The sequence below is a fragment of the Nostoc sp. WHI genome, from assembly GCF_015714725.1.
GTDB lineage: Bacteria > Cyanobacteriota > Cyanobacteriia > Cyanobacteriales > Nostocaceae > Nostoc.
In genome coordinates this window covers 1-12,498 of record NZ_WBKM01000056.1, presented here as the reverse complement: position 1 = coordinate 12,498, position 12,498 = coordinate 1, and the positions used below count along the sequence as shown (strand labels likewise).

Below are 12,498 nucleotides of genomic sequence, written 5' to 3'. Positions count from 1 at the left end.
CATTTGTTATTTCGGCGTATGCATTTGTTATTTCGGCATACTCATTTGTTATTTCGGCATACTCATTTGTTATTTCGGCATACTCATTTGTTATTTCGGCGTATGCATTTGTTATTTCGGCATACTCATTTGTTATTTCGGCATACTCATTTGTTATTTCGGCGTGTCCATAACGCACCCTACGAAACTACTATAAGAGTTGAAACTTATGCTGGTTATACTTGTGTGTACACCGTAGCTGCAAGTAAGGGGAGGAAAACTTGTCCCCTCTTTCTGCTAACGGAGTTAGAAGGTGAGGTTCTACTTGAAGTCTTCTACTGCTTTTTTAACAGTATGTACTTATTATTTTCCAATACTAAGAATGGGTATACTCACTCTATGCCTACAGAAAACTTTATGGATATTTTATTTTCTAACTGGCAACACACACTCAAAACCTTTAGTGTTGACCAAGTAGCGGCTGAAAAAGCTTTTAATGACTTGGTTACAGCTTACTCTACCCCTGGTCGTTGTTACCATACATTGAAACATATTGATCACGTCCTCAGCACAATTCAGATTTTGCAAGGCTACACCAACAACCTAGCTGCTGTTCAACTAGCTGGCTGGTTTCACGATGTAGTGTATGACACTCAGGCTCAAGATAATGAAGAACGAAGCGCAGACTATGCTTTTGCATTGCTGAGTAATTTGAATATTCCAGAAAGTACCATAACTATTGTTACGCGGATCATTCTGAACACTAAAGATCACCAAGCGGCGGTGGATGATTGTGATAGCCAAGTTCTACTTGATGCAGATTTAGCGATTTTGGCTACTAACCCAGTCCAATATCCAGAATACGCCCATGCCATTCGCCAAGAATATAGCTGGGTGGCAGAGGCAGAGTATATCATAGGTCGTCGGCAGGTTTTAGAAAGATTTTTACAGCGATCGCATATCTACTTTACGCCTTTAATGTCAGAGTTCGCCGAACCATGTGCCCGTGGCAATATCCAAGGAGAAATTCAGTCTTTATTGTCTGGTTAGTTTTACAGCGTTCTCATTTGGATGCAAGCTATACATTGCTGTCACCTTGACACTTCAGCGTCTTCTACCTTTGTTTTAGCTGCAAACGCTTGTTGATGTTGTGGCTGCTGAACATTTTGCTGTGCAAACCTTACACGGGTGCGAACTCCCAAATCGGCATCTGTATCGAGCATTTGCTGAAGTTGATTTGTAATCTGCGCCGATTTATCAGGTAAAGTGACTGCTACTGCGATCGCTAGTGTTTCTAAACTCGTTACTGCCGCATAGCGCACTATCCACTCTGAATCTTGAGAAATTAATAATAGCGCCTCTAGTACCTGCGTCTGAACAAATTCTAGTTTCTCAGGCGGTACTTGATGCCATTGCAAAGTGCCTAATCCCCTAGCAGCTGCCCGCCGCACACTCAAAGAAAAATCGGTTTTTGCTGCCTCTAACAAGCTATCCAGCGCCCGGACATCACCAATTCCCGCTAAGGCACGAATTGCCCAGGCTCTAGCCCCGTAGTTGTAGTCATCAATTAGTTGTAATAGTGGCGATACTGCGGCTTCCCCAATGGCAATCAATCCATCTACCGCCGCCACCGCCGCCCCTGGATTGTTGTAGCCCAAAGCTGCAATCAAAGTTGGAACAGCTTCCTCTATACCAGCTGCTGCTAACTCCTGAACTGCTTTTAGTAAGCGCTCCGAGGAATCTGCTTCTTCCACAGCACGAATCAGTATTTGGGCAAGCTCACTGTTATTCATAATAATTTTTTATCAGTCATTAATTGTCAGCAAATTGTACATTAGGTTATCCGTAGTTGCAATCACACGTAAACCATTAACCCTTATTTTGCAGTTGTTTTGAAGGTTTACCTGTGGTCAACATTTGGTTTCAACGTATTAATGACAACTGATTACTCAGAAATTATCACTACAACAGCGAGTCCATCAAATTCATGATTTTAATAGCACCTGCTGACAAAGTACCTGTTGCTGTGTTGTTAACTTGATGTTCTAGTAATCCTTTGAGGGAAATTAATTTCAGGCTATTTTCGGCAAAAGCCTTGGCGATCGCATCTGCTGCGGGTAGATAGCCAATGGCTCCCAAATCTGCTAACACTGCGCGACGCAATTGCAATTTCTCACCCCCTAAAGCCTTTACCAACCGTTCCCCATAGACTGATTCTTGGGTTAATTGATACATGGCTCGTGCGGCAGCATATTGTACCAATTCGATTGGATGCTCTAGAAATGGCTTTACCAAAGGAATAAACTCAGTCGCCTGTAAGGTTCCCAAGGCTTCTAAAATGGCATCGTAGGGTTGAGATAAATCTGGCTGTGATCTGAGTTGCTCTCCCTGCAAGCCTACTTGTAATAACTCGATCAGGGCAGGAATACAAACCGGATCGCCCAGCATCTCTAAGGATTGTGCCGCAGCTTCCCGCACATAAATATCTGAGCATTCTAAACACGCAATTAAAGGTAATACTGCCTGGCGATCGCCTAGTTTTCCCAACGCCCTAGCTGCATTCCGTCGCAGAGGATATCCGCCTTCGGGTGTCCTGTCGGCTTCATCCTCTAACGCTGCGATCAGTCGTCTAACCGCAGCAGGTTCACATACTCGAAACCTCCCCAACCACCAAGCAGCATAAAAGCGCAGACCTAAATCTGCGCTTTCCAGATTGGCGATCGCTTCCTCTACCGTTAAAGATTCACCGTCGGCAAAATTACCTGTCGGTGATAAATCTTCAAATTTCTGCGGACTTGAATTCATCAATCAGAAGAACGATTGCTCTGTTCGCTATTAGTATCAGCATTCAATAGCTGAATACTGACTATTTTGCCACCTAAGCGAGTAATTCGCTGCATTTCTTGATTCATCCGGTTCTCAGGCACGGTGATAAATTCACTAGCACTAGAACGAATCGGATAAGCTGTTTTGTCAGTTTCTTCGCTTTGGCGAAGACCGGCTACTTCATATCGAAAGTAGCGGTTACTAGTTCTACCACCAATTTGTCCAAGCATAAATTCATTCCAAATTTAATTTAATATTGTCATTAGTCATTTGTCCTTTATCATTTGTTTTTTGTCTGAAACTAACGACTAATGACTAATGACCATTGACACTAAAGTGGCTTCACACTAGCGATTTTACCACCTTGTTTTACCACTCTTTGGAAGTAACTAGATAGTTCTTCATATGGTATTATTACAGCTTGATTAACCCGGCGGACGCTAGGATAACCAGCGCCAAAAACGCCTCCCACTTCAACGCGGTACATTCTGCCTTCTTTACCAAAAGTTCCCGCACCACCAAAAGTACTGTTGGGGGTAACGCCTCTTCCAGAAGCAACGTATGCAAAACCTGATTGACCACCAGATGGAGGAACAATAACCGATGCACTATTGCGACCTAATTCACCGGCTAGTCGGGAGGACTTGCCTTTGAGTTGGGAAGTATCGCTACTTGCGTAGCCGCGATAAAGTTGGAATATCCGGCTAAATCCTACAGTTTTCTGCCCAGTTTGGGTTTGAAAACCGCGATAATAAGGAACTATATTTTCACCAAAGCTAGATTGATACTCTGACGAATCAATATAGGAATCAATGTCGGCTTCATATCCCTTGGTTTGGTACAAGTCTAAGTGATAGACCACCTCAGACTCATCATAGGGAGCGCGACCCAACAAATGTTTGTAGTTTAGCTCGATAACGCGAGTTTGAAAACTGTTGTAGAAAAACTTGTTTTTGTACAGTTCCGATTTAGCTACTTGACGCACAAACTCTTGTACTGTAACTTTCCCATCACGCAGGATAGATTCAGCACTGATAAGGCGTTCAGATTTCATTAAATAATCGTTGCCCAACAACTGACGATAGACGGCAGAAATTACCTTTTCTATGTCTTCTTTAGTTGCATTTTGACGCAATTCCACACGAGCGTTATCACTAAAAGCTTCTGTTCCCAGACGTGATGCTGCTGTTGTAATAGCCATTGATAATTTTCCTTTTGTAATTAGTATTTGGTAAGGGAAATGGCGAGTGGGGGGTGGGGAGTGGTGAAATTCTCTACTCCCTACTCCCTACTCCCTACTCCCTACCCCGATTCCCTATTTATACGGCTGTAATGCTAATAACCTTACTGCCCTTGCGATTCAGCTGCTGCAATTTACTAGAAAGTTGCTCGTAGGGTACGACCAATTCCGCAGTACCCCGCCGCACTACAGATGAGTTCACAGAAGCTGCTTGTAATATCCTGATCCGATATGTTGCTCCTCGACCACCTGTAGAGAGTCCTGTTAAGGCTCCTGTAGAAACTGGGTAGATGGGTGAAGCTAGATTCTTCGCCACTTCCCAGGTTAGCCGTCCTTGTCTTTGTTTTTGCCCTTGAGCGCGATCGCTACTGGCATAACCCCGATAAAGTTGGAACAGTCGGCCAAATCCAACGTTTTTCAGTCCTACTTGACTTGTAAAGCCCCGATAGTAGGGTACAATATTTTCGCCAAAGCTTTCTTGATATTCTATTGAGTCAATGTAAGAGTTAATCTCAGCTTCGTAACCTTGTGAATTGTAAAGCTCAACGTGGTACGAAATCTCTGACTCATCTTCCGGGGCACGCCCCAATAAATGTTTATAATTCAACTCGATAAACCGAATTTGCGAGTTGGAATGGAAAAACTTCTCCCGATAAAGTTCCGACTGGGCAATAGCTAGTACAAAACCTCTAACTGAAATCGCCCCCCGATGCAACAGTGATTCGGCACTTACAAGATGCTCTCCTTCTAACAGGTATGAATTACCCAAAACCTGACGGTAAGCTGCCCGGATGATCACTTCTACATCCGCTTCTGTTCTATTGGGACGTAGTTCTGCTACTCCTGAGCTTTCAAAAGTGCTAATTCCCAATCTTGCTGCTTGTCCCAAAGCTGCCATCTTTAAATTTCCTCAGTTTTAACTGCAAAACTGAAAAATTTTTAGAAAATTTTTTTCTAATCTTTTAACAGTCTTATGAAAATAAAACTGCCCAGAAAGGTAAACCAACTCCTAGCTAACTGCTAACAGAGCTTGTTTCCCTTTCCGGGCTAAATACACTCTCTAGCTCAGAGCGTTAATTGCGTAGTCGATGTAGGAATTGGCTTCTACAGCTGGATCGCCACTTAGACCGTGGTTAGCTTTGATATACTTCAAAGCTTCAACATACCAGCTAGGAGACAAATCAAAGGTACGGTTGATTTCAGCCAAACCTGAGACTAGGAAATCATCCAATGGCCCTGTACCACCTACTACTAAGGAATAGGTAACGATCCGCAGGTAGTAACCAATGTCACGCACGCACTTTGCTTTACCAGTACCGGTAGAAGCGAAGTTAGGCCCTTGCTGTTGAGTGGTGTAGGGGAACTTGTTGTACACTGCTTGAGCTGCGCCTTCTGTCAAACGTTGGGCATTAGCGGTCAAGCTTTTTGCTGCTTCTAAGCTAGCTGGGGCTTGACGAAAACGACCAAAAGCGGTTTGAATTTCTGTGCTGGAGAGAAAGCGACCTTGAGAATCTGCGGTGGAAACTGCTTCGGTAAGAGGTGTTTTCATGAGTTTAGTATCTCCCTATTTACAATTTTGTTGAAATTTGTTTTGTCTAACTGACAATTGTCAGTTAATAGCATTGGTTGATTAGGCTTAACCTACTGCTGCGGCAGCGCGATCAAAGTAGCTAGCAACTTCAGATAACAGAGCGCTGCAATCGCCTCTGGTGATTCCATTGGCGTCACCAGCGATCGCTAGTGCTGCTTCCTTCATTTTTTCTACGCCAACTGCTACAGAAGCACCAGGAGTTCCCAACGCCAAGTAGGTTTCGCGCAGACCGTTTAGACAACGGTCATCCAATACACTTGCATCACCAGCAAAGATTGCATAGGTAACATAGCGGAGGATGATTTCCATATCGCGCAAGCAAGCTGCCATGCGGCGGTTGGTGTAAGCATTACCACCAGGAGCAATCAACTGAGGTTGTTCAGCGAACAAAGCGCGAGCTGCATTAGCAACGATCGCAGAGGAGTTGCCGGTAATCCGGTTTACGGTATCTGCACGCTTGTTGCCATCTTTAACGATCGCACTCAGAGCATCTAATTGGGATGCGCTGAGATATTCGCCTCGTGCATCAGCTTGGGAAACTACTTTGGCAAACGCATCTAAAACCATTGCTTTAATCTCCTAAATTTGCTTACGTTAACAGACTTGTTAGACTTCAAAGTAAAGAACTTTTGGGTTTAAGTCTGAGTTTGGACTGTCTGAGCAGATTGGATAAACTAACAACAGACATCTAGGGTATAAGTTTAATATTTTCCGGGTTTCCAATTAAATTTTTTTTTACAAAACTTCAAATTTCTATGAGCGATTGAAAAACCCGAAAAATACCTACTCTACTTGCCTTGTAATGTTGTTTTTTCCTTACTAGTCCTCTTTATACAATGCTGTAGCATCATTTTTTATTACAAATTATTGTTATGTCCATTCATTTTGTTTACATAAATTAATAATTTTGGTTACAGTTATGAGAAGGTAAATATTTGTGCAGGCAAACGCATCATGTCAATAAGAGGATTTTATTCTCAATAGGCGGACTTGGATAAGTCTATAGCAATCCAATTTGATTTTTGAATTTATCTACGTAAGTAGGCAAGAGGCAAGAGGCAATGGGAAAGAATGCTCTTTGAGTTGTACGAAGTTTTTTCAAAATCAAATCATAGTCCTATGGATAAGATAGAGGCATGGATATTGAAACCCACGATTAAATATGGGGAGCAACAATTGGGCTTTTACGGTTTGAAAAACGGGAAAGTTTTACTGATGAATTATGTGCGGTGAGTCCCTTATGTTGATTCAGCTTGAATCTGTTGAAGCTAAAAATGTTACCTCCACAAGCTGAAAAAAAGATGCGTTGCTGGATTCGCAGTCGTCACTTGATTTGTTCGGGTAATTTTTTTATATTCGAGACATTAGAATATACGACGATTGAAAGATTTTCTGAATGTGTCGCTTCTTTAGGAGGAACAGTAATATCCGTTGACTCTATTAATAAAATTTGGATGGGCGATCATCGCCAAGTTATTCTATATCAGGTAAAAGCTAGTTTACATACACCTCATCATACTTTGAAACAATACTGGATTAAATATGGTGATTTTTATACTAGATTTGATGCGCGTGTTTGAGAGCCATCAATTTTGTAAAAATAAATGTAAATAGATTTGTCCCGACTAACAACAATTAAGTTTATGATTGTGAAATTTCCCAAATTACCCCGGTCTATAGGTCAACTCAGTACTTATGTGTTAGCGATCGCGCTAGGAGTTCTTTTAACAGTTAGCAGCCTACAAGTGTTGCCCTCCCAAGCTGAACCTGCACCCTCAGTAACAACTGGAGATACTTCAGAACTGATTACTCAACGACAATCACCTGCTAGTGCTGCTATAAGTAGCAGTAGCTTTGTAACAGCAGCAGTGAATCGCGTGGGCACAGCAGTTGTTCGGATTGATACTGAACGTACAATTGCTCGTCGCACTGATCCATTTTTGGAAGACCCCTTTTTGCATCGGTTTTTTGGTGAAAATTTCCCCCAACAGATGCCTTCTGAGCAGCAGTTGCGCGGTCTAGGCTCAGGTTTTATTATTGACAAGAGTGGGTTAGTTCTAACTAATGCTCATGTAGTCGATAAAGCTGATAAGGTGACAGTCCGGCTCAAAGATGGCCGTACCTTTGAAGGAAAAGTTCAAGGTATTGATGAAGTCACAGATTTGGCAGTCGTCAAGATTAACGCTGGTAACGATTTGCCCGTCGCGCCCTTGGGGTCTTCCAGTAATGTACAAGTAGGAGACTGGGCGATCGCAGTTGGTAATCCTTTAGGATTTGATAACACCGTTACCTTGGGAATTGTCAGTACCCTCAAACGTTCCAGCGCCCAAGTCGGTATTAGTGACAAACGCCTGGAATTTATTCAGACAGACGCGGCCATTAACCCTGGTAACTCTGGAGGCCCATTATTAAATGGTCGAGGTGAAGTAATTGGTATTAACACAGCCATTCGTCCTGACGCAATGGGTATTGGGTTTGCCATTCCCATCGATAAAGCCAAAGCGATCGCATCTGTGCTAGAACGTGATGGTAAAGTTGCTCACCCTTACTTAGGTGTGCAAATGGTAACTTTGACAGCCGATCTTGCCAAGCAAAATAATACCGATCCCAACTCTCCGATTCAGATACCAGAAATTGATGGTGTTTTTGTAATGCGAGTTGTTGCCAATTCTCCAGCTGCATCTGCCGGTGTCCGGCGCGGGGATGTAATTGTTCAAATTGATGGTAAATCAATTACAAGTGCTGAACAATTGCAGAATGTTGTAGAAGACAGTCGCCTTGGTCAAGTATTGAAACTGAAAGTGCAACGGGGTAATGAGACACAGCAGCTTTCAGTACGCACATCTGAGTTGCAAAATGCTTCTTAGAAGCACAAATCTGTTATTGGTGTCAACGTAATTCGTAGTTGTAATTTAATTACGAATTACGAATTACGAATTACGAATTATTTATGGGTATAAAGCCCCGCCCGAAGTCAAGCGGAATCTTCTTATATAGAGAAGGTTGATACCCGCAATAGTGTGGGTGGTCTTTTCACTCTAAGCCGAGGCACGGGCTAAACGCCCCGCTATCGCTAACGGAACTCAGCACTCTTCATCGCCGCAGGCATCCATCGCTTATGCTAAATCCAGTCTAATTTTAATTATCTTCTGTGGATAAAAACCGCGAACAGCTTATCAGTCTGGCACTTTACCACACCTTTAAATGGTCGGTTGTCAGCCCCATGCTCCATACTTACTTTCGAGTCCAGATTTATGGTGCCCAAAATGTCCCCCAATCAGGGCAACTCGTGGTAGTGAGTAATCACGCTAGTTACTTTGATCCCCCAATTGTCTCTAATTGTGTACGCCGTCCAGTGGCGTATATGGCTAAAGAAGAGTTATTTGATATCCCGATTTTGGCGAAAGTGATTAAACTATATGGTGCTTACCCGGTGAGTCGGGGAAATGCCGATCGCAATGCCATCCGTTCCGCTCTAGAATACCTTGATAAAGGTTGGGCTGTCGGTGTTTTCTTGGAAGGTACTCGCACCCCAGATGGTAAAATTACAAACCCCAAAAGAGGCGCACTGCTGCTGGCGGCGAAAGCAAAAGCCCCAATATTGCCCGTGAGTGTCTGGGGTACTGAGGGGATTTTAAAAAAAGGCTCGGCCATACCTCGCCCAGTTCCCATCACTGTGAGGATTGGCAACTTGATTGATAGCCCTAATTCCACTAATAAAGAGGAATTGGAAACTTTGACACAAAAGTGTGCAACTGTGATTAACGAGATGCATGATTTAGGGCGATGAGCTAGACAAATAACAGATATATGCTTTAGGGAAGTAGCGATGCCCCTACGCGCAGCGCGTTGCCCTGAGCTTGCCGTACTCCTTTGGAGAAGCAAGCTACGCGGAGCGTCTCGTAGAGAAGTGCGGTAAACTACGCTACTTAGTTTTTGTAAATTTAAGGTCAACACGCTCTAGTAATGAAGTCAGACTTTGTGCTTAAATGCAACTGCTAGGCAAATTCACCTTCCACAATTTCTCCCTAAACAGCATATGAGCGGCTTTGAGGCCAAGAATTTTTGGGATCGATTAAATAATCTGGCGTTAGTCCGCTTCTTGCTTTTAGTTGCTTCTGGCTGGGCGATCGTACAACTTTTAGCTTACTTTGAAGCAGTCATCGTTATTTTCACATTCGCTGCAATTTTGGCTTTTTTACTCAGTTATCCTGTACAGTGGCTACGGCGTTTTTTGCCTCATGGCGTAGCTGTTGCTGTCGTTTTCTTACTCAGCATTGTAATTATTGGCAGTCTGATAATTACCGTAGGCTTAACGGTTTTATCTCAAGGACAACAATTAATTGACAGTATAACTGCGTTTGTAAATTCTTTAATACCTCTATTAGAGCGACTAGAGGTATTTTTGCGAAGTCGTAATTTGCAGATAGATTTAAGTTTTATTGAGGAACAATTACGAAACCAAGCTGTATCTAGTCTTGTTACTAGCTTGGCTGTTTTACAAGGGTTTATGACAAATTTTGTAACTTTTATATTGATTGCAGTTGTGGCTTTCTTCATGTTGTTAGATGGAGATAAACTGTGGAATTTCATCTTAAAAATAGTACCAAAACATCGCCGCAATAGATTTACAAGTATAATCAGACGGTCATTTTTAGGATTTTTTAGAGGTCAGTTGTTATTAAGCGTATTTCTCACAACTTCAACTTTCCTAGTTTTCTTAGTATTAAAAGTGCCTTTTGCATTGATATTGTCCATAATAGTGGGAATTCTTGACATCATTCCTGGCATAGGAGCAACATTAGGAGTAAGCACAGTGAGTCTATTTGTGTTGTCTCAAGGTGTTTGGCTAGCATTAAAAGTATTGATAGCTTGTGTTGTCCTTCAGCAAATACAAGACAACTTGATTGCGCCCCGGATTATGCAAGATGCGCTTAATCTTAATCCTGTAGTAGTATTCTTTGCTTTACTAGTAGGCGCTAAAGTAGCAGGGTTATTAGGAGTTTTTATATCTATTCCCATCGCTGGAGTAATTGTATCTTTATTTGAAATTGATGAAATGAAAGCGGAAGTTTAGCAGACGCGATTCAAGGAGACGCGATGAATCGCGTCTGTACAAGGATCAATCCTAGAGACGCGATTCATCGCGTCTTTAATTAACATTTACAAATAAACATTGGGAATGATGTCGGATTTAAGAGCGGAATTAACAGAAATTTTGGATGAGGCAGAGTGGGAGTGGCTAATTCCTCATGTGCAGCGAGATGCAGTAATTTTGGTGGCAATTGAGCTAAACTTGGTGGATGTTGGAGTTGCGATCGCCAGTGATAAAATTCCATCAGTGCAACAGTGGATTGATGAGCAATTGATTACCAAACCCACGACGGCACAGGTGGGAGAATGGAATGGCGATCGCAGTAAGCGATTTAATACCCTCATTGTCCAACCCTACGTACTGGCGCAAGAAATAACCGCCGTATCAGCTAAATAAGTGTCACAGAACGGCTAGAATTGTTACGATAAATTCAGATTAGATATTGAAACCTTGATCCAATCTGAAACCTTAGAACTATTAGAATGGCATCGCCTCTGCCAGCACCTTGCCACCTTTGCGGCAACTAAGCTGGGGGCGACAGCTGCGCGCCATCTGAAAATACCCGATTCTCAGACTCAAAGCGAACAGTTGTTAGAACAAACCAAAGAAGTCTACCAACTGGAAACTCGCCTCACCACGGGACTTTCATTTGAAGGAATTCAAGATATTGGCGACTCCCTAGAACGGGCAGAACGCGGCGGAATTTTAACAGGAGATGAACTGTTAGCGATCGCCACCACCCTCGCGGGTACCAGAAATTTGCGCCGTGTCATTGACAATCAGGAAGATTTGCCGATATTGACTGAGTTGGTTGCCGATTTGCGGACTTATCCAGAACTAGAACAGGAGATTCATCGGTGTATTGATGAAAGATTCCAGGTAACTGATCGCGCGAGTCAAAAACTGGGGGAAATTCGCACAGATTTGCGGCGATTACGCACTCAAATTACCCAAAAGCTACAAAATATCTTACAGGCAAAATCTGGGGCAGTTCAAGAACAGCTGATTACGCAACGGAGCGATCGCTTTGTCATCCCCGTAAAAGCACCCCAAAAAGATGCCATCCCCGGTATTGTCCACGATACCTCTACTAGTGGTGCCACACTGTACATAGAACCAAATTCGGTGGTGCCTCTAGGCAACCAGCTGCGGCAGATCATCAGAAAAGAGCAAGCCGAAGAAGAAACGGTTCGCCGCATTTTGACGGAACAAGTAGCCGCAGTCAAACCAGACTTGGAGAGGTTGTTGGCGATCGCAACCACGCTGGATTTGGCAACCGCTAGATCACGATATAGTTACTGGCTAGAAGCCAATCCCCCGCGATTTATTCAGCGTGAAGACAGTGAAATCATTACCTTGCGGAATTTACGACATCCTTTGTTAGTGTGGCAACAACGGCACGAACAAGGGCAACCAGTAGTTCCTGTGGATTTGCTGATCAGTCCGCAAATTCGGATAGTAACGATTACCGGGCCAAATACTGGCGGTAAAACTGTAACCTTAAAAACTCTGGGGTTAGCAGCACTGATGGCCAAAGTAGGTTTATTTGTCCCCGCCCGCGAACCAGTGGAAATACCTTGGTTTGATAAAGTGCTGGCAGATATTGGCGATGAACAATCCTTACAGCAAAGTTTATCCACATTCTCTGGACACATCCGCCGGATTAGTCGGATTTTGGAGGCATTAGGGAGTAGGGAATGGGGAATAGGGAATGGGGAAGAACAGAATTTAGAAATCCCCACTTCCCCACTCCCCCCCTCTTCTTCT

13 protein-coding genes and 1 pseudogene are annotated in these 12,498 nt (G+C 43.2%); 7 read left to right on the top strand and 7 right to left on the bottom strand.

What is annotated here, in order from left to right:
* Positions 1-378: 378 nt before the first annotated feature.
* On the top strand, positions 379-1,029 hold the full coding sequence (locus F8S12_RS05980; protein WP_196515417.1) for an HD domain-containing protein: 651 nt from the start codon (positions 379-381) through the stop codon (positions 1,027-1,029).
* A gap of 41 nt (positions 1,030-1,070) precedes the next feature.
* Here F8S12_RS05980 and F8S12_RS05975 read toward each other — a convergent pair whose 3' ends face one another.
* The 7 genes and pseudogenes from F8S12_RS05975 to F8S12_RS05945 form a co-directional block, all read right to left on the bottom strand.
* Positions 1,071-1,772: a HEAT repeat domain-containing protein gene (locus tag F8S12_RS05975; protein ID WP_196515416.1), complete on the bottom strand. Its 702-nt coding sequence runs from the start codon at positions 1,770-1,772 to the stop codon at positions 1,071-1,073.
* Positions 1,773-1,941: 169 nt separating this feature from the next.
* Positions 1,942-2,784, bottom strand: coding sequence for a HEAT repeat domain-containing protein (locus tag F8S12_RS05970; RefSeq protein ID WP_196515415.1), 843 nt, complete (start codon positions 2,782-2,784; stop codon positions 1,942-1,944).
* 38 nt (positions 2,785-2,822) lie between these two features.
* A pseudogene (locus F8S12_RS05965) lies at positions 2,823-3,035 on the bottom strand (phycobilisome linker polypeptide); the annotation flags it as partial.
* A gap of 101 nt (positions 3,036-3,136) precedes the next feature.
* A complete protein-coding gene (locus F8S12_RS05960; protein WP_196515413.1) occupies positions 3,137-4,006 on the bottom strand; it encodes a phycobilisome linker polypeptide in 870 nt (289 codons plus the stop codon).
* 118 nt (positions 4,007-4,124) lie between these two features.
* On the bottom strand, positions 4,125-4,943 hold the full coding sequence (locus F8S12_RS05955) for a phycobilisome linker polypeptide (protein WP_196515412.1): 819 nt from the start codon (positions 4,941-4,943) through the stop codon (positions 4,125-4,127).
* A gap of 162 nt (positions 4,944-5,105) precedes the next feature.
* On the bottom strand, positions 5,106-5,594 hold the full coding sequence (gene cpcA / locus F8S12_RS05950; RefSeq protein WP_196515411.1) for a phycocyanin subunit alpha: 489 nt from the start codon (positions 5,592-5,594) through the stop codon (positions 5,106-5,108).
* A gap of 87 nt (positions 5,595-5,681) precedes the next feature.
* On the bottom strand, positions 5,682-6,203 hold the full coding sequence (locus F8S12_RS05945; RefSeq protein WP_196515410.1) for a phycocyanin subunit beta: 522 nt from the start codon (positions 6,201-6,203) through the stop codon (positions 5,682-5,684).
* A gap of 707 nt (positions 6,204-6,910) precedes the next feature.
* On the opposite strand from F8S12_RS05945, the gene F8S12_RS05940 reads away from it, so the two are divergent.
* The 6 genes from F8S12_RS05940 to F8S12_RS05915 all read left to right on the top strand — a co-directional run.
* Entirely contained in the window at positions 6,911-7,216 is a 306-nt protein-coding gene (locus F8S12_RS05940) for a CpeR family transcriptional regulator (RefSeq protein ID WP_196515409.1), read from the top strand.
* Between the two features lie 69 nt (positions 7,217-7,285).
* Complete coding sequence (locus F8S12_RS05935) at positions 7,286-8,503, top strand: HhoA/HhoB/HtrA family serine endopeptidase (protein ID WP_196515419.1); 1,218 nt, start codon at positions 7,286-7,288, stop codon at positions 8,501-8,503.
* Positions 8,504-8,787: 284 nt separating this feature from the next.
* Positions 8,788-9,426: a lysophospholipid acyltransferase family protein gene (locus F8S12_RS05930; protein WP_196515408.1), complete on the top strand. Its 639-nt coding sequence runs from the start codon at positions 8,788-8,790 to the stop codon at positions 9,424-9,426.
* A gap of 249 nt (positions 9,427-9,675) precedes the next feature.
* Entirely contained in the window at positions 9,676-10,713 is a 1,038-nt protein-coding gene (locus F8S12_RS05925) for an AI-2E family transporter (protein ID WP_196515407.1), read from the top strand.
* 108 nt (positions 10,714-10,821) lie between these two features.
* Complete coding sequence (locus F8S12_RS05920; RefSeq protein ID WP_196515418.1) at positions 10,822-11,127, top strand: DUF2288 domain-containing protein; 306 nt, start codon at positions 10,822-10,824, stop codon at positions 11,125-11,127.
* A 54-nt stretch (positions 11,128-11,181) separates the two neighbouring features.
* On the top strand, positions 11,182-12,498 hold a 1,317-nt coding region (locus F8S12_RS05915; RefSeq protein WP_442946786.1), incomplete at its 3' end, for an endonuclease MutS2.